The organism is Streptomyces sp. NPDC001922 (genome assembly GCF_042891165.1).
Classification (GTDB): domain Bacteria; phylum Actinomycetota; class Actinomycetes; order Streptomycetales; family Streptomycetaceae; genus Streptomyces.
In genome coordinates this window covers 17,217-36,949 of record NZ_JBIASV010000008.1, presented here as the reverse complement: position 1 = coordinate 36,949, position 19,733 = coordinate 17,217, and the positions used below count along the sequence as shown (strand labels likewise).

Genomic DNA, 19,733 nt, shown 5'->3' with positions numbered 1-19,733 from the left:
CTGACGCCGTTCCGGCCCTGCGCCGGCCTCGTTCCGGCCCCGCTCCGACTTCGTTCGCACGTCGCTCCGGCCCCGCTCCCACTTCGTTCCGGGCGGAGGCCGGGCAGGCCGGCAGGGGTCCTGCCCGGCCTCCGCCGCGCGCAAGCGTCAGCCCGGCAGCGCGGGGACCGCGGAGTCCAGCACCACGTCCAGGGCCCGCTCGGGGTCCGAGGCGTAGAGGTGGCTGAACCACGCCATGTTCGCCTCCACCACCGCCCACTGGGCCTCGAGCCCCTGGCGGCCCAGGACCCGGCCGACATCCAGCACACAGGCGCGCGGCAGCGTCCACCCGTAGGCGGCCAGCAGCTCCTGGGCGAAGCCCTCCACCTCCGCGTGCTCCGGGCAGGAGGCGAGCGGAGCCGGATCGAGACGCCCGTACGTGGCGTAGCGGCTGCCGGTGCGGATCGCGCCGTCGAGGAGGAAGAGCCTGAACTCGGCGGCGAACGTGACGATCTCGCTCACCTGGACCGGGGTGCCGGCCGGCAGATGGTCCGGCAGGGCCTGCCCGCCGGGGTAGACGTCGGCCGCGAAGGTCTTGTCCACCGGCGGCTTGGCGAAGAACGCGTGCGGCAGCTCCCGGGCCGCCGAGAGCGGCAGTTCGCGGATCGTCCGGCCGGTGAAGCGGCGCGGCAGGGAGAGCAGCCAGTCGGCGGCCGGTTCGAGAAGCGTCACCCCGAGCTGCGGGGCCACGGCGGCGGCGAACAGCGGACCGCCGTAGAGGTGGGCCGGCCGCAGCTCGCGGAGGCGGTCCGGAACCGTACGGGACGGCGGCAGTTGCTCGACCGCCAGCCCGCGGCCCGCGGCGGCCTGGGCGAGGAGCGCTCCCGTGGAGGTGTACTGCGGGGTGAGGACGAGCAGTCCCGGTTCCGTGCTCACTGCGCTCATTCCGCGCCCGGCCACGTCCGGCGGCCCGGGCCCGGGCCGGCGGCCGGCCGCCCCGGACGATGCCGGCTGCCGGCGGCGTCCGGGTGGACCGCAACGGCCGACATCTCGTGGCCGGGCGGGCGGCCCGGGGCGGGAAACGGCGTCCGATCGCTCATGAGCGGATCCTATGCAGGCCCCCCGGCCCGCCCCCAGGGGGTTTGTGCCCTGGGGGCCCCTGCCGCCGACGCGGGGCGGGTCTCCGGACGGGCCCCACCCGCCCGCGTCGAGCGCACAGGCAGCCCCGGGAGACGGCCACGAGCCACGTCACCCTGACCGTCCGGCATCCGGCCACCGGATACCCGCACAACCTCCACACCCCGACCGCCACCACGGAAAAGCCGCATCGCAGTCACCAGCAGTCCCCTACTGGCCACCTGCGACCCCCACAATCAAGCCAACTACCATGATCGCGCTCATACTTGACCGAAGAGAGGGCGCACACCCACATGAAGAAGATCATCCGCGGGGCGGCGGTGCTGGCCGCCGCGACGGGACTGGTGCTGGGGACGCAGACCGGCGCGCAGGCCGCGGACCGAACGGGGAGCATCGCCGGCGGATCGTTCGCCTACATCGACAAGGGCAACATCCTGACGGTGACCGACACCAAGGCCGACGGCGCCTGGGCGGAGGTCGTCGTGTTCAACAAGCGGTGGCCGGGCGGGGCCCTGGAATGCAAGGCCGAAGGCGCCGGGAAGTCCAAGCGGTGCAGCCTCGCCGGCTCCGACACCCGGGAGAACGAGAAGATCGAGCTGTGGCTGCGGGTGCTCAACACCCATGGCAAGTACAGCGACAAGAGCTACCACACGACGGCCTGACCTGCCCCGGGACCACGGTCCGCTCCGGTCGGCCGGCCTCCCACGGCCGGCCGGCCGAAGGGCGGCGCGCGGGCAGGCGGTCGGGGCCGCAGGCCCGGTAGCCGGCGAGAAACCGGCGGGATTCCGTCCGATTGCCATGAACTTCACTGACAGAAGGTGTCAGCGAGCCTCCGGACACTGGCGCAATGAACCTCAGCTCCCCTCCGCGCCGGGCCGAACGGCTGCTCGTGCCCGCTGCCTTCGCCACCGCCCTCGGCAACAACGTCCAGCTCATCGTCGGCGCACTGCTCGTGATCAGGGAGCAGCGGACCATGATGGCCGTCGGCTGGCTCTTCATCGCCGTCGCCGGTCCGCAGGCGCTGCTGTGGCTGGTGTGCGGCGGCGCCGGGACCTTCGCGGTCTCGGCGCTCTGTGTCGCCGCGGTGGGGCGCCGCCCGGACCGGGCGCCGACAACCACCGTCGCCGCGGGGCCGGCAACGGTCCCGGCAGCTGCGCGGGGGCAGCTGCGGGTGCGCCGCTTCGGTACCGGTCGAGCACGGCCGCCGCCGTCTCCGCCATCTCGCGGCGCAGTTCCGCAGGGGCGAGCACTTCGATGCCGGCGCCCAGCGACGGCAGCATGGGCACCGCCGGGCCGACCGACTCCAGTGGCACCGTCGCCGTCACCCAGCCGTCGGCGTCCGGCGGCCCGGCCGAGGTCTCGACGGCGCGGACCAGTGCCCCGTCCAGGCGGTCCGGCAGCGCGGCCAGCAGCACCGGGGCGATCCGGACGGAGGCTTGAAGCCGCAGCCTGCGGGCGTCGTGGGCGTCGAGGTAGTCGCGCCAGTGGGCAGCCAGATCGAAGCCGTCCTCCCCGATGTCCAGGCGGAGGATCGACGACACCCGGTACGTCCTCACCGCGCCTTCCGTCGCCGCGACGAGATGCCAGACGCCCGCCTTGAGGACCAGACCGTAGGGATCGAGCTCCCGCTCGACCTCCTGCGGCTCGGCCCAGGGCGATATCGCACCCGGATCCGCCGCTGGTTCCACACGGCCTCGGCGAGCGACGCGAGAGCGGGGTGACGCTGCTGGGCGACGCCGCCCATCTGATGCCCCCACTGGGGGCGGGCGCGAACCTCGCGATGCTGGAAGGCGCCGAACTCGCCGAGTCCATCGCCGCCGCCCCCGGCCATGGAGATCCGGACGAGGCCGTCCGCGCCTTCGAGGAGCAGATGTGGGCGCGGGCCGGCAGGTGGGCGAAGATCACGACGGCCGGTCTGGAACGCCTGGTGAGCCCGGACCCCGCCGAAGCCCTCGCCCTCTTCGACCAAGTCCAGCCATCCTGACTGCCGAGCGCGAGAGCACCAGCAGCTCGCCACGGCTTCACGGGACAGTACGGCACCACCGCGTCCCTCAACCCGCTACCGCCGCATCCGGCCCGACCCTCCTCCCGGCCCGGCAGGGCAGCTCGATACTCAGGTCGTTCACTTCACACCGGCGGGAAACCACAGATGGACAGGGAACGGACACAGGACCCTCCAGCCACCCGTCCGGAAACACAGCCGTCACACCACTTTTGCAAGCGCCTGCTTGCAAAAGTTAGCAAGAGTGAGGCAGCATCGAGGCATGGCTTCACTCAACGTCGGCAACCTCGGTGAGTTTCTGCGGGACCAGCGGCGCAACGCGCAGCTGTCGCTCCGCCAGCTCGCCGATGCCGCGGGGGTGTCGAATCCGTATCTGAGCCAGATCGAGCGCGGCCTGCGCAAGCCGAGCGCCGAGATCCTGCAGCAGCTGGCCAAGGCGCTGCGGATCTCCGCCGAGACCCTCTACGTGCAGGCCGGGATCCTGGACGAGAAGGACCGGGACGGGCTCGAGGTGCAGAGCGCGATACTCACCGACCCGACGATCAACGAGCGGCAGAAGCAGGTACTGCTGCAGATCTACGAGTCCTTCCGCAAGGAGAACGGGCTCGCGACGGACGACGAAGCCACCCGACCCTCGACCTGATAGCAGGAGGACCATCTCCATGGCCATCACCGACGACCTGCGCAAGACGCTCACCGACCCGACCCCCCTCTACGCCGCCGCCGGCACCGCGGACCTCGCGGCCGAGAAGCTCAAGGAGGTGCCGGCGCTGCTCGAGAAGTTCCGCGCCGAGGCCCCGGAGCGCATCGCGGCCGTCCGGTCCACCGACCCCAAGGCCGTGCAGGAGCGGGTGACCAAGCAGGCCAAGGAGGCGCAGGTCACCATCCAGAGCAAGGTCAACGAGGTGCTGGGCTCGCTCGACTCCGACCTGAAGAAGTTCGGCCAGAACGCGCAGGACTTCGCCCTCCAGGGCGTCGGCCGCGCCGCCGAGTACGCCGTCAAGGCCCGTGAGACCTACGACGAGCTCGCCGAGCGGGGCCAGCGCGCCGTGAAGACCTGGCGCGGGGACGCCGCCGAGGAGATCACCGAGATCGCCGTGGCCGTCGAGCCGGAGCCGGCGCGCAAGCCCGAGCCCACGGTCGGCGCGGTGGTGGCCTCCGAGAAGGCCAAGCCCGGCCCGGCCAAGAAGCCCGCGGCCCGCAAGACCGCCGCGGCGAAGAAGCCCCAGTAACCCCCTGGGACAACGGACGAGCCGGGCACGCACTGCGTGCCCGGCTCGTTGTCCGGGTACGGTGACGGCGAGGGTCACGACTCGAGGTGGAGGACAGCGTGCTGGTACAGGGCTTTCATGACCTACTGAGCTGGCTCTACCTGGCGATCCTGCTCTTCACCGTGTTCACCTTCGGCGACGCGGCCTTCCGCCGCGAGGACGCCTTCCGCGCCGCGGACAAGCAGACCAAGCCGTTCTGGCTGATCATTCTCGGCCTCGCCGTCGTGGTGAACCTGATCCCGGCGCGCCTGTTCTTCCTTGTGATCATCGGCCTGATCGCGGCCATCGTCTACATGGTCGACGTCCGCCCGGCACTCCGCCACGTCACCGGCCCCCGCAAGGGCCGCCGCGGCAGCAGCTCGGACGGCCCGTACGGCCCCTACAACGGCGGCCGCTGACCCCACCGCACTGATAACGCCGACTGGCCGAGCACTCACATGCTCGGCCAGTCGGCGTTTCGGAGGCCGGACAAGGATGTCCGCGACGGAACCGGGTGGCTGCCACACGGGCGAGGTGATCACCGACGCACAGGTCCGCAGGCAACTGCGCGAACGCACCGGCGCGGTGCCGCCGGGCAGGTCTGGGGACACGGCAGCGGGCTACGACGGGGGCCGGTCCGGACGCAAGGGGGTGGGGGCGCAGGGGTGGGGGGTTCCGGAAGCTTCCGTGTATTTGTGGGCCCCCAGGGCCCGTAAATATACGTTCCGGAACCCCCCCCCCCCCCGCCCCGCCCCCCCCCCCCCCCCACAAAACCCCCCCCCCCCCCCCCCCCCCCCCCCCCCCCCCCCGCCCCCGAAACCCACGACCGCCGCACCCGACAAAAGACCGGGGCCCCGCACCGTCCCGGACACACCGGTCACCCCGGAAACGGGTCACCCCGGTCACCCCGGTCACCCCCGGAAAACGGCTCACCCGGGAACCACCCGTTCACCCGGCCGGGACACCGGTCACCCGGGACACCGGTTCACCCCGGAACACCGCTCACCCGGGAAACACCCACCGCGGCAGCGGCCTCAGCACAGCCCCCGGTCCAGCAACAGCACCGCAACGTCATCCGTCAGCTCGCCCCCATTGAGCGACCGAGCCTCCGTCACCGCCGCATCCAGCAGATCCTCGCCGCGCAGCCCCTCCGCGAGCTGCCGCCCGACCATCTCGGCCATGCCGTCCTGGCCCAGCCGCTGCGTGCCCTGGCCGATCCGGCCCTCGATCAGGCCGTCGGTGTACATCATGAGGCTCCACGCCCCGCCCAGCTCCACCTGGCGGCGCGGCCAGCGCGCCCGCGGCAGCAGCCCCAGCGCGGGGCCCCCGTCCTCGAACGGCATCAGCCGCGGCGCCCGCCCGGCGCGGGCGAGCAGCGGCGCGGGGTGACCGGCCAGGCACAGCCCGGCGCGGCGGCCGTCCGGCGCGATGTCCACGGTGCACAGCGTCGCGAAGATCTCCTCGTCCGCGCGCTCGTTCTCCAGGACCTTCTGCAGCGTGCCGAGCAGCTCGTCGCCGCAGAGCCCGGCGAAGGTCAGCGCACGCCAGGCGATGCGGAGCTCCACGCCGAGCGCGGCCTCGTCCGGGCCGTGGCCGCAGACGTCGCCGATCATGGCGTGCACGGTGCCGTCGGGGGTGCGGACGGTGTCGTAGAAGTCGCCGCCCAGCAGCGCCCGGCTCCGGCCGGGCCGGTACAGGGAGGCGAACCGCAGGTCGGAGCCGTCCAGCAGCGGCTTGGGCAGCAGTCCGCGCTCCAGCCGGGAGTTCTCCTGGCCCCGCAGCCGCGACTCGGTGAGCTGCCGCTGCGCGACATCGGCGCGCTTGCGCTCGACGGCATAGCGGATGGCCCGGTTCAGCAGCCGCCCGTCCAGTTCGTCGCGGAAGAGGTAGTCCTGGGCGCCGACCCGTACCGCCTCGGCGCCGCGCTCGGCGTCGGCCATGCCGGTCAGCGCGAGCACGGCGGTGGTGGGGGCGAGCCGCAGGACGTGGCGCAGGGTGTCCAGCTCGTCACCCGTCTCCTTGCCGGGGACGGCGAGGGCGAGGTCGAGCAGGATGCAGTTGACGTCGTCGGTGAGCAGCCGCTCCGCCTCGGTGAGGTTCCGCGCGGTGCGGATGCGGACGCGTTTGCCCTCGGTGTCCAGCATCTCGGGGATGGTGAGCGGGACGGCCGGGTGGTCCTCGATGACGAGCAGCGTCAGACCGGCGCCGTTCGCCCCTTCGGGGGACGGCGCGGACGGGACGGGGGGCGCCTGCTCCAGGGACGCGATGCCGCCTGCGAGTACGGCCCCGTCCACGGGGCCGGGCTGGTGCGGCACGGGCACGGCCGGCCGCCCGGCCTCGGAGCGGGCCGAGAGGTCAGCCGGAGCACCGGCCGCAACGAGGGCATCCCTCTGCTGCGGTACGGGTACGGGCATTGCTCTGCTTCCTTCCCTCCCCCCGAGGGTGCGGCGGCCGCCGATCGGTCACGCTGCCGGCCCGGTGCGCGCCGTGTCTGGTCCGTGGGCTTCCTCGGGCGGCGCCGGGCACTGACAGGCGACCATAGCGCCAGCCGACGGCGGAGCGGAATGCCGTATCGCAAACGTCCAGTGTCATATGCCCCTCCGGAATGGGCTTTTGACCGGAAGCGAGACAATAGGGGAATGACGAACATCACGCTGATCATGGGCGACATCACCGAGCAGACGGTGGACGCCGTGGTGAACGCCGCGAATACGTCGCTCCTCGGCGGCGGCGGTGTGGACGGCGCGATCCACCGCCGCGGCGGGCCCGGGATCCTGGAGGAGTGCCGGGCGTTGCGCGCGTCACAGTACGGCCGGGGGCTCCCCGCGGGGGAGGCCGTGGCGACCACGGCGGGACGGCTGCCGGCCCGCTGGGTGGTGCACACGGTGGGGCCCGTCTGGTCGGGCACCGAGGACCGTTCGGAGACGCTCGCCTCCTGTTACCGCGAGTCGCTTCGGGTCGCCGACGGACTCGGGGCCCGGACGGTCGCCTTCCCCGCCGTCTCGACGGGCGTCTACCGCTGGCCGCTCGCGGACGCCGCGCGCATCGCCCTCTCCACGGTCCGCGACACCCCCACCGATTCGGTGACCGAAGCCCGCTTCGTACTCTTCGGCCAGGACGCCTACGACGTTTTCGCCGAGGCCCTGCGCACCCTGGAATCCGGTGGCTGATCGATCGTCATGCACACCTGACGGACCGCCATCACCCGCCCAGGGGCGCCGCTTTCAGGAAAGCGGGCGGCAGCCGCGGACGGAACCACGGCCGCGGCCGCCCGCGGCCTCACTTGTCGGGCCGGACCACGCCCAGGATCTCCATGGACCCGGCCCCGGCGAGCGTCACCTGCCGCCCCGGGCGCGGCGCGTGGACGATCGTGCCGTCACCGACGTACATCCCCACATGGGAGGCGTCCCGGTGGTAGATGATCAAGTCGCCCGGGCGCATGTCCTCGATGTCCACCCGCGGCAGCTGCCGCCACTGCTCCTGCGAGGTCCGCGGTATGCCCCGGCCCGCGGCGAGCCAGGCCTGTGAGGTGAGCCCCGAGCAGTCGTAGGTCCGCGGGCCCTCCGCTCCCCACTCGTAGTCCTTGCCGATCTGCCGGGTCGCGTACGCGATCGCCTTCCGGCCCTGCTTCGAGGCCTCGCCGCCCGCATCGTCCAGAACGCCGGAGCCGAGCCACTTCGCCTGCGCCTTGCGGGCGGCCTCCCGCTCCAGCTCGCGCAGCCGTTCCAGCTCCTCGTCCCGGAGCTGGGACTCCAGCTCCTTGGCCTCCGCGAGCCGCGCCTTGACCTTCTTCTTCGCGTCCGCCTTGCGCTTCCGGTTCTCCTCGAGCTTCTTCCACTGCTCGTTCGCGGACTTGGCGTACCGGTCGAGGTCCCGCTGCGTGGCCGACAGGGAGGCGATCAGCCCCTTGGTCGCCTGGTGGCCCTTGCGGACGGTGCCGGCGTCCCGGAAGAACTCCTCGGGGTCGCTCCGCAGGAGCAGCTGCGCCTCGGCGGGCAGGCTGCCGCCCCGGTACTGGGCCCGCGCCAGCGCCCCGGCCTGGGCTTTGAGCCGGTCCATCCGCTTCTGCGCGTCGACGACCGCCCGGGCGATCCGCACGATCTCCCGGGACTGCTTCCGGGACGCGCCGCGGGCCTGGTTGTACGCCTCGGTGGCGGCCTCCGCCTTGCGGTAGAGGCGGTTCACCTCCTTGGCGACCTCCTCCAGGCGCTTGTCGCTGCGGGGAGCCGGGTCGGCCGGGTCCGCGTGGGCGACGCCCGGCACCACGAGCGACACGATCCCGCACACCACCGCGGTCGCGGTGACGACCGCCCCGCGAGCCCCCGCACGCGCTCCCATCGAACCGTCCCCCTGCCGCGTCACCCGCCACCGTCCTCTCGCCGCCCAGCAGTTGCTGCTTTCGACAACCCGTTTCCCCCGCGCGGATGGTGCCACGCCTCTCCGCAAACCGACAGAGGTGCGGAAGGCCCGAAAGGTTCCGGCCAAAGGTTCAATCTTTGATGTCCGTCGGCGCGCCGCCCCGGCCCGGCCCCCCGGGGCGGCGCCGGGGGACGGCCGCCGGATGTTCACCCGGACACGGCCCGTGCGCAACCCGGGAACCGTCCGGGCCGGACGCCGCCCCGGGCGCTCCGGCCCCCCGCGGACCGCTCCAGGCCCGTCAGCACGGGGCTGCGCGGCCCACGGCGCGCGCCCGGGGCGGATCCGGATGAGACTGAAGCTGTACGTCGACCGGGCTACCGCTCGTCACCCCGCGTCACCCGTCCGGCCCCGACCCCCGGTCGCCGCACCGACGGATGAGGTTCACCTCGCGTTCACTCCGCCCCGTCGGCCGATTCATCTGCTCTCCCTAATTTCAGCCGTACCGGTGAGCACTGTGCCGCCGGGTGGATGCAGAACCCCAACCTCTGCTTCGCCGTCCACCGGCGGGCCTCAGGAAGGAACACTCCAAGGTGAAGCTTCAGCGTAAGAACGGCCGCGGACTGCGGGCCCTGACCGTCGGCGCGGTCGCGGTCTCGGGAGCACTCGTCCTCACCTCCTGCGGATCGGACGACAACTCCCAGAACGGCGGCGTCGACAAGCAGGCCGCGAGCAACATCAAGTGCGGCGGCAAGGGCCAGCTCCTCTCCTCCGGCTCCACGGCACAGAAGAACGCCATGGACGCCTGGGTGCAGACCTACGCCACGGCCTGCAAGGACCTGCAGATCAACTACAAGGACATCGGCTCCGGCGGTGGCATCACCGAGTTCCTCCAGGGCTCGACCGCCTTCGCCGGCTCCGACTCCGCGCTCAAGCCGGAGGAGGTCGCCCAGTCCAAGAAGGTCTGCAAGAAGGGCCAGGGCATCAACCTGCCGATGGTCGGCGGCCCGATCGCCATCGGCGCCAACGTCCCGGGCGTGGACGACCTCGTCCTCGACGGCCCCACCATCGCCAAGATCTTCGACTCGAAGATCAAGAAGTGGAACGACCCGGCGATCAAGAAGCTGAACCCGGACGCCAAGCTTCCGTCGCTGGAGATCCAGGCCTTCCACCGCTCGGACGAGTCCGGTACCACCCAGAACCTGGGCAAGTACCTGGCCAAGGCCGCGCCGAAGGACTGGAAGTACGAGCCGGAGAAGTCCTGGCCCGCCCAGGGCGGCCAGTCCGCCAGCGGCTCCTCCGGTGTCGCCTCCCAGGTCAAGCAGACCGAGGGCGCCATCGGCTACTTCGAGCAGTCCTACGCCACCTCGCAGAACATCAAGACGGTGAAGGTGGACACCGGCGCCGCCAAGCCCGTCGAGGCCACCCCGGAGAACGCCTCCAAGGCCATCGCCGCGGCCAAGGTCGTCGGCAAGGGCAAGGACCTCGCCCTGGACCTCGACTACACGACCAAGGCGGAGGGCGCGTACCCGATCATCCTGGTCACCTACGAGATCGCCTGCGACAAGGGCAACAAGGCCGAGACCCTCGACGCGGTGAAGTCCTTCCTCAACTACACCGCCAGCGAGGACGGCCAGAAGATCCTCCCGGAGAAGGGCTACGCCCCGCTCCCGGCCGAGATCGCGACCAAGGTCCGGGAGACCGTGCCGACCCTCTCCTGACCCAGCGGCCGGCTCCGCCCACCACCACCGGGCGGGGCCGGCCGGACCGGGTCACCCCACATCCGGTGCACCGCCGCCAGGGGTCATCCCCCAACCAGACCGGAGCCATCCATGGACATATCACCCAACGCGACCGCCCCACCGCCACAGCCCGCTTCCCTGCCCAGGGGCAGGACCACCCGCCCCGGTGACCGGATCTTCCTCGGTCTCTCGCGCGGCTCCGGGATCCTGCTGCTGGTCATCATGGCGGCGATCGCGGGCTTCCTGACGTACCGCGCCTGCCTGGCGATCGCGAAGGACGAGGCCAACTTCCTCACCGCCTTCGAGTGGAACCCGGCGGGGAGCCCGCCGGAGTTCGGCATCGCGATCCTGGCCTACGGCACGGTCGTGAGCTCGATCATCGCCATGGTGATCGCCGTCCCCGTCGCCGTCGGCATCGCGCTGTTCGTCTCGCACTACGCCCCGCGCAAGCTCGCGGCACCGCTGGCGTACGTCATCGACCTGCTCGCCGCGGTGCCCAGCATCATCTACGGCCTCTGGGGCGCCCTGGTGCTGGTGCCCTACCTCGGCGGCCTCAACAGCTGGCTCAACGACTACCTGGGCTGGACGTACATCTTCGACAAGGACGGCACCGGGCCCGCCCGCTCGCTCTTCACCGTGGGCATCCTGCTGGCCGTCATGATCCTCCCGGTGATCACCAACGTCACCCGTGAGGTCTTCCTCCAGGTACCGCGCATGCACGAGGAGGCCGCCCTGGCCCTCGGCGCCACGCGCTGGGAGGTCATCCGCATGTCGGTGCTGCCGTTCGGGCGCTCCGGCATCATCAGCGCCTCGATGCTCGGCCTCGGCCGCGCGCTCGGCGAGACGATGGCCGTGGCCACCGTGCTCTCCCCGAGCTTCCTGTTCTCCGGCCACCTGCTGGACCCCGGAGGCGGCACGTTCGCCCAGAACATCGCCGCGAAGTTCAACGAGGCGGACGACTTCGGCCGCGACGCGCTGATCGCCTCCGGCCTGGTGCTCTTCGCCATCACGCTGCTGGTCAACGGCGCAGCCCGGATGATCATCGCCCGCCGCAAGGAGTACTCGGGGGCCAACGCATGAGCAACGCGACCACGACCTCCCGCCCCGTCACGGACGCCCCCGCGCCGGACACGCTGTCCACGGCCCGGCTGCCCCGGTGGGCCCCGGCCGGTATCGCCGCCGTCTCGGTGGCCCTCGGCTGCGGCATCGGTCTCGCGGCCGGCTGGCAGAGCAAGGTCCAGTGGGGCCTGATCTCCGCGCTCCTCTTCGTCCTCGCCAGCTACACGGTCACCGCGAAGGTGGAGGGCCGCCGCCAGGCCAAGGACCGGGTGGCCACCAGCCTGATCTGGGTCTCCTTCGTCCTGGCGATCGTGCCCCTGGTGTCGCTGGCCTGGACCACCGTGGTCCGCGGCATGGAGGTGCTGGACGGCGCCTTCCTGAGCCACTCCATGGCGGGCCTGGCCAACACCGACGCGGGCGGCGGTATCTACCACGCCCTGATCGGCACCCTGGAGCAGGTGGGCATCGCGACCCTGATCGCCGCCCCCATCGGCCTGCTCACCGCCATCTACCTGGTCGAGTACGGGAAGGGCCGGCTCGCCCGGGCCGTCACCTTCTTCGTGGACGTCATGACCGGTATCCCGTCGATCGTCGCGGGCCTGTTCATCCTGTCCACCTGGGTCCTCACCTTCGACATGGGCTTCTCCGGCTTCGCCGGCGCGCTGGCCCTGTCGATCCTGATGATGCCGGTCGTGGTGCGCTCCACCGAGGAGATGCTCAAGCTCGTCCCGAACGAGCTGCGCGAGGCGTCCCTCGCCCTCGGCGTACCGAAGTGGCGCACCATCCTCAAGGTGGTGCTCCCGACCGCGATCGGCGGCATCACCACCGGTGTGATGCTCGCCATCGCCCGGATCGCCGGTGAGACCGCGCCCGTCCTGCTGCTGGTGTTCGGCAACGCGTTCATCAACAACGACCCGTTCACCGGAGCGCAGTCCTCGCTCCCGCTGTTCGTCTACGAGCAGTACAAGATCGGCACGGACGCCTCCTTCGACCGCGCCTGGGCGGCAGCGCTCGTCCTCATCGCGTTCGTCATGATCCTCAATCTGGTCGCCCGCGGCGTCGCCCGCTGGAAGGCCCCGAAGACCGGCCGCTGAGGCCACGGCAAGGAAGTGATTCACATGGCCAAGCGCATCGACGTCAGCGGCCTCACCGCCTTCTACGGCAGCCACAAGGCCATCGAGGACATCTCGATGACCGTGGAGCCCCGCTCCGTGACGGCCTTCATCGGCCCGTCCGGCTGCGGCAAGTCCACCTTCCTCCGCACCCTCAACCGCATGCACGAGGTCACCCCCGGCGGCCGCGTCGAGGGCAAGGTGATGCTGGACGACGAGAACCTCTACGGCGCCGGTGTCGACCCGGTCGCGGTGCGCCGCACCGTGGGCATGGTCTTCCAGCGCCCGAACCCGTTCCCGACCATGTCGATCTACGACAACGTCGCCGCGGGCCTGCGCCTCAACGGCTCGTACAAGAAGCGCGAGCTCGACGAGGTCGTGGAGCGCTCGCTCAAGGGCGCCAACCTCTGGAACGAGGTCAAGGACCGGCTGAACAAGCCCGGCTCCGGCCTCTCCGGCGGCCAGCAGCAGCGGCTCTGCATCGCCCGCGCCATCGCGGTCGAGCCGCAGGTCCTGCTGATGGACGAGCCCTGCTCCGCCCTGGACCCGATATCGACCCTCGCCATCGAGGACCTGATCGGGGAGCTCAAGGAGCAGTTCACGATCGTCATCGTGACGCACAACATGCAGCAGGCGGCGCGGGTCTCGGACCGTACGGCCTTCTTCAACCTGGCCGCCGTCGGGCAGCCGGGCAAGCTGGTCGAGATCGACGAGACCGAGCGGATCTTCTCCAACCCGTCCGTGCAGGCCACGGAGGACTACATCTCCGGCCGCTTCGGCTGACGGCTCGGAGAACCGAGCGTCCTGCGGTGCTGCATGGCGGTGCCACCGCACGGCGAAGGGCCCGCCCCTGGCTCCCGGGGGCGGGCCCGTTCTCCGTTCCCGGGTGGTCCCGCTTCTCTGTTCGGCCGGGCGGCCCGCGACGTGCGGCCCGCGCGGTGTTCCCGGCCGGGCGCCGGAGTGACCGGGGGCCGGGACGGAGTGGCCGGGGCCGGGGCGCGGAGGCGGCGTGGCCGGGGCCGGAGTGACCGGGACCGGAGCGGCCGGGGCCCGGACCGAGTGGGCGAGGCCGGGGCGGAGCGGCCGGGGCCGGACCGAGTGGGCCGGGGCCGAGTGACCGAAGCCCGGACCGAGTGACCGGCCGAAGGCGAGTGCCCCGGGACCGAGCAGAAAAAGACCGAGGCCGAAGCCCCGGCCCGAAGGCAGGGGGCTTCGGCCTCGGTCCGAGGGCCGGAGTGCCTAGCCGAAGGCCAGGTTCACGATCCAGTAGCTCAGCGCGGCCACCAGCGCCGCGGCGGGCATCGTGATGAACCAGCCGGCCACGATGTTCTTGGCGACGCCCCAGCGGACCGCGTTCACCCGCTTCGTCGCGCCCACACCCATGATCGCGGACGTGATGACGTGGGTGGTCGAGATCGGCGCGTGGAACATGAACGACGCGGTGTACATCACCGAGGCCGCGGTCGTCTCGGCGGCGAAGCCCTGCGGCGGGTCGAGCTCGATGATCCGCCGGCCCAGGGTCCGCATGATGCGCCAGCCGCCCGCGTAGGTGCCCAGCGACAGCATCGCGGCACAGGCGATCTTGACCCAGACCGGGATCGGGTCGCCCTGCCCCTGGACGTCCGCGATGGTCAGCGCCATCACGACGATGCCCATCGTCTTCTGCGCGTCCTGGAGGCCGTGGCCGAGCGCCATGCCCGCAGCGGAGACGGTCTGGGCTATGCGGAAGCCCCGCTTGGCCCGGTGCGGGTTGGCCTTCCGGAACATCCAGAGGATGACGACCATCACCAGGTAGCCGAGGATCAGCCCGACCACCGGGGACAGGAACATCGGGAGGACGATCTTCTCCACGACACCGGTCCAGATGACCTCGGTGCCTCCGGCGAGCGCCGCACCGACCATGCCACCGAACAGCGCGTGGCTGGACGACGACGGCAGCCCGAAGTACCAGGTGATCAGGTTCCAGGCGATCGCCCCGACCAGCGCGGCGAACAGGATCCCCATCCCCGACCTGCCGGTCGGCGTGGCGATCAGCCCCTCACTGACCGTCTTGGCGACCCCGCTGCCCAGGAAGGCACCGGCGAGGTTCATCACCGCCGCCATGGCGAGCGCGGCCCGCGGGGTCAGCGCCCGCGTCGAGACGGACGTCGCGATGGCGTTCGCGGAGTCGTGGAAGCCATTGGTGTACGTGAAGAACAGCGCGACCCCGATGGTCACGACGAGAGCGAAGGTGTCCACCTCGGGTCAGGACTCCTTGACCGCGATGGTCTCGACGGTGTTGGCCACGTGCTCGAAGGCGTCGGCCGCCTCCTCCAGCACATCCACGATCTGCTTGAGCTTGAGCACCTCGATGGCCTCGTACTTGCCGTTGAAGAGCTGTGCGAGCAGCTTGCGGTGGATCTGGTCGGCCTGGTTCTCGAGGCGGTTGACCTCGATCCAGTACTCGGTGAGGTTCTCCATCGTCCGCAGGTGCGGCATGGCCTCGGCGGTGAGCTCCGCCGCGCGGGCCAGCACCTCGATCTGCTGCTCGACGCCCTTCGGCAGCTCCTCGACCTGGTACAGCACGACCAGGTCGACGGCCTCCTCCATGAAGTCCATGATGTCGTCGAGCGACGAGGCCAGCTTGTAGATGTCCTCGCGGTCGAACGGTGTGATGAAGGAGGAGTTCAGCTGGTGGAAGATCGCGTGAGTCGCGTCATCACCCGCGTGCTCCGCCGCCCGCATCCGGTCGGCGATCTCGGCCCGGGCGGCGGGATCGGCCCCGAGCAGTTCCATCAGGAGCTTCGAGCCCGTGACGATGTTGTCCGCGGAAGCGGCGAACATGTCGTAGAAGCTCGTCTCCCTGGGGGTCAGACGAAAGCGCACGTGGGGTCCTCGGGGTGCATCGGATTCGGTCAGGGTGATGCTAGGCGCATCATCCGGCCACGGCTAACCGGCGTTCCCTCAGTGTGGCCCATCGCTCGCGGCGCCCGTCAGGGGCCCCCGGGCGCTATCGCCCCATTCGGTAACATATACCCACCAGGGGTATACGCCACGGCCCATGACATCGCAGCGGACAACGGGAGGACCCCATGACGACCGCCGAGCCCGCCGCCTGCCACGCCCCGGAGGCCGAGCCCGCCGGGGGCACCGGCCCGCACGGCTACAGCCCGCGGAAGGACCAGCACCTCAAGCGGCTGCGGCGGATCGAGGGCCAGGTCCGCGGGCTGCAGCGGATGGTCGAGCAGGACGTCTACTGCATCGACATACTCACCCAGGTGTCGGCGGGCACCAAGGCCCTCCAGTCCTTCGCCCTCCAGCTGCTGGAGGAGCACCTGCGGCACTGCGTGGCCAGCGCCGCGGTGGAGAGCGCCGCCCGCGGCGAGGGCGAGGAGGGCGGCGAGGAGATCGACGCCAAGGTGACGGAAGCCACAGCGGCGATCGCCCGGCTGCTGCGGACCTGATGGCTCCGCGTACCGGCCGCATGGCTGTGCGTACCGGGCCGGACGGCTGTGCGTACCGGCCCCGACGACTCCGCGCACCCGGGCCGGACGGCTGTGCGTGCACACCGGCGGCTGCCGAGGAACGGCGATTTCCGGCCAGGCCGTCTCAGGCGCCGGGCCGACACCCTCCGCCGACGGCCGCCGCCCCCTCGGGGCACTCCACCGCCCCACGGAGCACCTCGTCGATGCGGTCCGGGCTGAGCCGCTCCTCGTCGGCGGCGGACGCCGCGATCATCAACTCGCCACAGAGCTCGATCTCGGCGAGGGCCACGTAATCCTGCACCGTCGAACCACGGGACACGGGCACGTGCGTCACCTCCTCCTTGCGAGCTTCGCGCGCGCCGTCCGTCCGTGGACAGCACGCACCGCCCAGCGTAGGGATCCCGGCACAGCACGCGCATGGCACGGACGGACCATTTCCATGGGCCCGATCGGCCCCCTGCCCCTGTGCCGCCCCACGACACCCGCCCTTCCCCCGTGCGCCTGTTCGCCGGCGCCGCCTCGTCCCTGACAGGGTGCCCCGCTACGCCTCCGGCACCGCGATCTTCCCAGCGTAGATGTCACGCTCGGCCGGGAGTTCGATCGCCACCCCGGAGCCGAACCCGTAGAGCACGGTCGTCGAGACGACCTCCGTACCAGCGCTTCCGCCGCCTCCGGAGAAGGTGAAGCGGTGGCGCACCTTCCGCAGGCGCCCCTGCTCGTCCAGGAAGACGTCGAACGGCACCCGCCGCTCGGAGAAGCCCCGCGCGGCGGCCCGCAGCGCGCCCCGCGCGGACGGGGACGCTGCCGCGGCGGCCCGCGCGATGTCGGCCGTCCCCCGGTAGTGCAGGACCGGCACGCCGCCCTCCCCGGCCTTCTCCTCGCCGACGAAGGTCACCTCCCGCGCCCCGCGCAGCAGCTCGGCGGCGGACAGCGGATCGGTCGCCCCGCCGGTGACCAGATTCCCGTCGGCGAGGCCGGTGGTGTCGACCCGCACCCACTTGTCCGGCGGGACCCCGGCCCCCCGGTCCTTCATGTACAGCGCCCCCGGTGCCAGCAGTTCGGTGACCGGCCGGTGCTCCGCGCCGCCCGCGGCGTCCTGCGGCAGCACGACCCGGAGCCGCCCGAGCCGGCGGCCGTAGTCGAACGCCCCGTACCCGCGGATGGTGACCCGGGTGCCGCCGGTGGCCGTCTCCATGGAGGTGCGCACCCGGGAACTGCCGGACCGGGCGAGGACATCGGCGGCCCGCCGCACCGCGGCGGCATCGGCCGCCCGGCCGGCCCCCCGGTCGTCGGCGGCCGCGCCCATCCCCGAACAGCCCGTCGACACCAGCCCCAGCCCCACCAGCAAGCCGCTCGCGGCGGCGACGGCACCGCCCCGCCCTCTGTGCCGCTGCACCACCATCGCCGCGTACCCCCGGAAAGACGCCGAGCCGGAAATGAGCCGGTCCAAAGCTCGTTCCGGTTAACGACAGTGCCGGGCCCCCCGTCACGGCCGGTACGGTGTGTCGGTGCACCGGACAGCCCGCAACGACGACGCCGCGCGCGACGGGCGGCACGACACCCGCACCGTCGAGCGTGGCTCCTTCAGCATCGCCCGCTGCTCCTGCGGCTGGTCGGGACCGGCGCGCCGCGCCCGGGCCCTGGCCCGCGAGGACGCCGCGGGCCACACCGCTCCCTGAGACCGGCTGCCGACGGGACCGTCCACCAAGAAGCGGGACCTTTCACGACAAAGAGGATGCACCGGACGTCTTCTGAGGGCGCGCCGGAGCGTCGCTCCCCCGATGCCGCCTGCGCGGCCGTCCGGAACCCCCTTCCGCCTTCCGTTCGTCACCGCTGTCCGCCCTCCGGTTCCGTCGGCGCTCCCCTCGCCCGTCGGCGTTGCCGCCGGACAGCACAGCGCCCCGGTGCCGTCCGAGGATCGGACGGCACCGGGGCGCGGAGTGGACCACCGGGAGCTGCGCGACGGGCCCGCACGCCCGCCGCGCTCCGGCCCGGTCAGGTCCGGTCGAACCCGGTCAGGCCCGGGGGAAGCGGCCCTTGGTGATCGGCCACTCGCGGTGGAAGATCGGGATGGTGATGCGCCGCTCGAACAGCGGCGTGCCGAAGACGGCCAGCCGGGCGAACAGCGCGCCGTCGAGCCCCACACCCCCGTACAGCGCCCAGCTGCCGCGGGCCGAACGCGGCGTGACGGTGCCCTCCGCCTCGCCCCGCAGGTACGGCGTGAAGGTGGCGGAGATGCCGACCGAGTCGTAGAGGCCGATGGCGGCCTCCGCCGCGATGGCGGCGCGGACCTCGCCCTTGCCCGTGAGCTTCGCGGAGACCGGGGTCGGCGTGCCGTCGGCGCGGACGTCCGGCTTCCAGCCGTCGCCCTTGACGTACTGCGCCCCGATGGTCACCGCGCCCTTGACGTCCTGGCTCATCCGCAGGCTGACCTCACCGGAGGCGTTGACCTCGTAGTACAGGGTGAGGCCGACGTTCACGACGACGGGCACCGGGCCGACCATGATGACCGGGCTTGCGGCGAGCTTGGCGAACGGGACGCGGAGCGGGCCGGTCTTGGCGTTCAGCTCGCCCTTCAGCCGCCAGCCCGCCTTGTAGCCGCCCTTCAGCTCGACGGAGGCCTTGGCCGGAATGATGTCGGTGGCGCTGTTGCGGCTGTAGGAGAAGGCCACTTCGGGGCTCAGCTCGACGAAGCCGCCCAGCTCGACCTCGGGCTTCGGGGCGCCGGGCACCTCCGGGAGGGGCAGCGGGGTGTCCATGCCCAGGCGGAGGGTGCCGAACCGGTGGCGGTACTCCTTGCCGGCCGGTGCCTTCGCGGTGCCGCCGGGCTGCGGCGCGGCGCTGCTCTGCGCGGCGTCCGGACCGGGGGCGGCGGAGGGGCCGTTGCCGCCCGGCGTGCCGGCGGGGCTCGCCGGGGCCGACGGCGCGGCGCTGCCGCCCGTACCGCCGCCGGCCGCCACACCCGGGCGGCGCTTGACGTCCAGGCCCTTGACGAGCGGCTCGACCTTCCAGGCGGCCGGGTCGACGGGGACGGCACCCTGGGCCTGCGCGTTGCCGAACAGCTCGGTGAGGTTGGCCGGAGCGGTGGCCACCTCGGTCTTCTCGCCGTCGGTGGAGCGCACCTCGGTGACCTTGACCAGGGCACCCTTGGGCAGTTCGCGGGTGGCCGGGCTCGCGATCACGTCACCGGTGCGCACCTTCGGGGCGCGGCCCCGGGAGCCGCTCAGCACGGCGCGGCGCTTGCCGGCGTCGTACGAGGAGAGCTGGACGCCGCTGCCGGTGACGTTACGGGTGGTGCCGGTGGTCCGGGTGACCTTGGCCGAGTCGTCGTCGCCGGGGCCCGCAGGCGAGACGGGCAGGGTGGGCGAGGGGTCGGTGGACGCCTCGGCCTGGACGGCGGACCGGCCGGAGCCACCGGCCGCCGAGCCGGTTCCGCCTGACTGCGGCGGGGCACTGCTGCAGCCCGTGGCCAGCAGCGCGGAGACGCATATCGCGGACAACACCGCGGGGCGCGAAACCCTGTTCAATTCTGGAGTTCCCCTCGGGGGTGGGGTGGGCGAAAGCCCGAAGACTGGTCGAACGGATGTTACTGATCAGTCCGGGCACGGTGGGACTTTCCGTAACTGCCTGAA

20 protein-coding genes and 1 pseudogene are annotated in these 19,733 nt (G+C 72.0%); 12 read left to right on the top strand and 9 right to left on the bottom strand.

Translation table 11 applies throughout. The annotated features are described in order from the left end of the window. Nucleotides 1-147 precede the first annotated feature (147 nt). Nucleotides 148-915, bottom strand: a complete 768-nt coding sequence (locus tag ACFYYR_RS16000) for an ATP-grasp domain-containing protein (protein WP_388852661.1) — start codon at nucleotides 913-915, stop codon at nucleotides 148-150. Between the two features lie 467 nt (nucleotides 916-1,382). On the opposite strand from ACFYYR_RS16000, the gene ACFYYR_RS15995 reads away from it, so the two are divergent. Then, entirely contained in the window at nucleotides 1,383-1,778 is a 396-nt protein-coding gene (locus ACFYYR_RS15995) for a hypothetical protein (RefSeq protein ID WP_388852658.1), read from the top strand. Nucleotides 1,779-2,111: 333 nt separating this feature from the next. Here the strand turns inward: ACFYYR_RS15995 and ACFYYR_RS15990 are convergent, their stop codons facing one another. Then, complete coding sequence (locus ACFYYR_RS15990) at nucleotides 2,112-2,804, bottom strand: WYL domain-containing protein (RefSeq protein WP_388852655.1); 693 nt, start codon at nucleotides 2,802-2,804, stop codon at nucleotides 2,112-2,114. A 26-nt stretch (nucleotides 2,805-2,830) separates the two neighbouring features. On the opposite strand from ACFYYR_RS15990, the pseudogene ACFYYR_RS15985 reads away from it, so the two are divergent. From ACFYYR_RS15985 to ACFYYR_RS15970, 4 genes and pseudogenes are all read left to right on the top strand, one after another. After that, nucleotides 2,831-3,100, top strand: a pseudogene (locus tag ACFYYR_RS15985) (FAD-dependent oxidoreductase); the annotation flags it as partial. A gap of 280 nt (nucleotides 3,101-3,380) precedes the next feature. Next, nucleotides 3,381-3,761 (top strand): helix-turn-helix domain-containing protein, encoded by a 381-nt coding sequence (locus tag ACFYYR_RS15980; protein WP_388852652.1) that lies wholly within the window; start codon nucleotides 3,381-3,383, stop codon nucleotides 3,759-3,761. A gap of 19 nt (nucleotides 3,762-3,780) precedes the next feature. Continuing rightward, nucleotides 3,781-4,350, top strand: coding sequence for a hypothetical protein (locus tag ACFYYR_RS15975; RefSeq protein WP_388852649.1), 570 nt, complete (start codon nucleotides 3,781-3,783; stop codon nucleotides 4,348-4,350). Nucleotides 4,351-4,448: 98 nt separating this feature from the next. Continuing rightward, nucleotides 4,449-4,787, top strand: coding sequence for a DUF2516 family protein (locus ACFYYR_RS15970; protein ID WP_388852646.1), 339 nt, complete (start codon nucleotides 4,449-4,451; stop codon nucleotides 4,785-4,787). A 615-nt stretch (nucleotides 4,788-5,402) separates the two neighbouring features. Here the strand turns inward: ACFYYR_RS15970 and ACFYYR_RS15965 are convergent. Further along, entirely contained in the window at nucleotides 5,403-6,782 is a 1,380-nt protein-coding gene (locus ACFYYR_RS15965; RefSeq protein WP_388852643.1) for a PP2C family protein-serine/threonine phosphatase, read from the bottom strand. A 225-nt stretch (nucleotides 6,783-7,007) separates the two neighbouring features. Between ACFYYR_RS15965 and ACFYYR_RS15960 the strand changes: the two genes are divergently transcribed. After that, entirely contained in the window at nucleotides 7,008-7,538 is a 531-nt protein-coding gene (locus tag ACFYYR_RS15960; RefSeq protein WP_388852640.1) for an O-acetyl-ADP-ribose deacetylase, read from the top strand. A gap of 109 nt (nucleotides 7,539-7,647) precedes the next feature. Here the strand turns inward: ACFYYR_RS15960 and ACFYYR_RS15955 are convergent, their stop codons facing one another. Next, nucleotides 7,648-8,706, bottom strand: coding sequence for an NlpC/P60 family protein (locus ACFYYR_RS15955; RefSeq protein ID WP_388852637.1), 1,059 nt, complete (start codon nucleotides 8,704-8,706; stop codon nucleotides 7,648-7,650). A 611-nt stretch (nucleotides 8,707-9,317) separates the two neighbouring features. On the opposite strand from ACFYYR_RS15955, the gene pstS reads away from it, so the two are divergent. The 4 genes from pstS (at nucleotide 9,318) to pstB (ending at nucleotide 13,420) form a co-directional block, all read left to right on the top strand. Then, on the top strand, nucleotides 9,318-10,445 hold the full coding sequence (pstS, locus tag ACFYYR_RS15950; protein ID WP_388852634.1) for a phosphate ABC transporter substrate-binding protein PstS: 1,128 nt from the start codon (nucleotides 9,318-9,320) through the stop codon (nucleotides 10,443-10,445). A 111-nt stretch (nucleotides 10,446-10,556) separates the two neighbouring features. Beyond that, a complete protein-coding gene (gene pstC / locus ACFYYR_RS15945) occupies nucleotides 10,557-11,546 on the top strand; it encodes a phosphate ABC transporter permease subunit PstC (RefSeq protein ID WP_388852631.1) in 990 nt (329 codons plus the stop codon). Beyond that, nucleotides 11,543-12,619 (top strand): phosphate ABC transporter permease PstA, encoded by a 1,077-nt coding sequence (pstA, locus tag ACFYYR_RS15940; RefSeq protein WP_388852628.1) that lies wholly within the window; start codon nucleotides 11,543-11,545, stop codon nucleotides 12,617-12,619. Before pstC ends, pstA begins: the two co-directional genes overlap by 4 nt. A 24-nt stretch (nucleotides 12,620-12,643) precedes the next feature. Then, on the top strand, nucleotides 12,644-13,420 hold the full coding sequence (pstB, locus tag ACFYYR_RS15935) for a phosphate ABC transporter ATP-binding protein PstB (RefSeq protein ID WP_351515035.1): 777 nt from the start codon (nucleotides 12,644-12,646) through the stop codon (nucleotides 13,418-13,420). A 456-nt stretch (nucleotides 13,421-13,876) separates the two neighbouring features. Here the strand turns inward: pstB and ACFYYR_RS15930 are convergent, their stop codons facing one another. Then, on the bottom strand, nucleotides 13,877-14,875 hold the full coding sequence (locus ACFYYR_RS15930; RefSeq protein WP_388852625.1) for an anion permease: 999 nt from the start codon (nucleotides 14,873-14,875) through the stop codon (nucleotides 13,877-13,879). A gap of 6 nt (nucleotides 14,876-14,881) precedes the next feature. Further along, entirely contained in the window at nucleotides 14,882-15,502 is a 621-nt protein-coding gene (locus tag ACFYYR_RS15925; protein ID WP_351515033.1) for a DUF47 family protein, read from the bottom strand. A 206-nt stretch (nucleotides 15,503-15,708) separates the two neighbouring features. On the opposite strand from ACFYYR_RS15925, the gene ACFYYR_RS15920 reads away from it, so the two are divergent. Further along, nucleotides 15,709-16,080: a metal-sensitive transcriptional regulator gene (locus ACFYYR_RS15920; RefSeq protein WP_388852622.1), complete on the top strand. Its 372-nt coding sequence runs from the start codon at nucleotides 15,709-15,711 to the stop codon at nucleotides 16,078-16,080. Between the two features lie 145 nt (nucleotides 16,081-16,225). On the opposite strand, the gene ACFYYR_RS15915 is transcribed toward ACFYYR_RS15920, so the two are convergent. Next, nucleotides 16,226-16,435, bottom strand: coding sequence for a hypothetical protein (locus tag ACFYYR_RS15915; RefSeq protein WP_388852619.1), 210 nt, complete (start codon nucleotides 16,433-16,435; stop codon nucleotides 16,226-16,228). A 207-nt stretch (nucleotides 16,436-16,642) separates the two neighbouring features. Beyond that, nucleotides 16,643-17,503, bottom strand: a complete 861-nt coding sequence (locus tag ACFYYR_RS15910; protein WP_388853512.1) for a hypothetical protein — start codon at nucleotides 17,501-17,503, stop codon at nucleotides 16,643-16,645. Nucleotides 17,504-17,609: 106 nt separating this feature from the next. Between ACFYYR_RS15910 and ACFYYR_RS15905 the strand changes: the two genes are divergently transcribed. Continuing rightward, the gene (locus tag ACFYYR_RS15905) at nucleotides 17,610-17,780 is read left to right on the top strand and encodes a hypothetical protein (RefSeq protein WP_388852616.1); all 171 of its coding nucleotides are present in this window, start codon (nucleotides 17,610-17,612) and stop codon (nucleotides 17,778-17,780) included. A gap of 336 nt (nucleotides 17,781-18,116) precedes the next feature. Here the strand turns inward: ACFYYR_RS15905 and ACFYYR_RS15900 are convergent, their stop codons facing one another. Continuing rightward, nucleotides 18,117-19,628: a hypothetical protein gene (locus ACFYYR_RS15900; RefSeq protein ID WP_388852612.1), complete on the bottom strand. Its 1,512-nt coding sequence runs from the start codon at nucleotides 19,626-19,628 to the stop codon at nucleotides 18,117-18,119. Nucleotides 19,629-19,733 lie beyond the last annotated feature (105 nt).

Bases quoted from the DNA above. Each gene is read 5' to 3' on its own strand.
- ACFYYR_RS15975 (WP_388852649.1), top strand. From the start codon at position 3,781: ATGGCCATCACCGACGACCTGCGCAAGACGCTCACCGACCCGACCCCC.
- pstA (WP_388852628.1), top strand. From the start codon at position 11,543: ATGAGCAACGCGACCACGACCTCCCGCCCCGTCACGGACGCCCCCGCG.
- ACFYYR_RS15955 (WP_388852637.1), bottom strand. From the start codon at position 8,706: ATGGGAGCGCGTGCGGGGGCTCGCGGGGCGGTCGTCACCGCGACCGCG.
- pstB (WP_351515035.1), top strand. From the start codon at position 12,644: ATGGCCAAGCGCATCGACGTCAGCGGCCTCACCGCCTTCTACGGCAGC.
- ACFYYR_RS15920 (WP_388852622.1), top strand. From the start codon at position 15,709: ATGACGACCGCCGAGCCCGCCGCCTGCCACGCCCCGGAGGCCGAGCCC.
- ACFYYR_RS15910 (WP_388853512.1), bottom strand. From the start codon at position 17,503: ATGGTGGTGCAGCGGCACAGAGGGCGGGGCGGTGCCGTCGCCGCCGCG.
- ACFYYR_RS15965 (WP_388852643.1), bottom strand. From the start codon at position 6,782: ATGCCCGTACCCGTACCGCAGCAGAGGGATGCCCTCGTTGCGGCCGGT.
- pstC (WP_388852631.1), top strand. From the start codon at position 10,557: ATGGACATATCACCCAACGCGACCGCCCCACCGCCACAGCCCGCTTCC.
- ACFYYR_RS15960 (WP_388852640.1), top strand. From the start codon at position 7,008: ATGACGAACATCACGCTGATCATGGGCGACATCACCGAGCAGACGGTG.
- ACFYYR_RS15980 (WP_388852652.1), top strand. From the start codon at position 3,381: ATGGCTTCACTCAACGTCGGCAACCTCGGTGAGTTTCTGCGGGACCAG.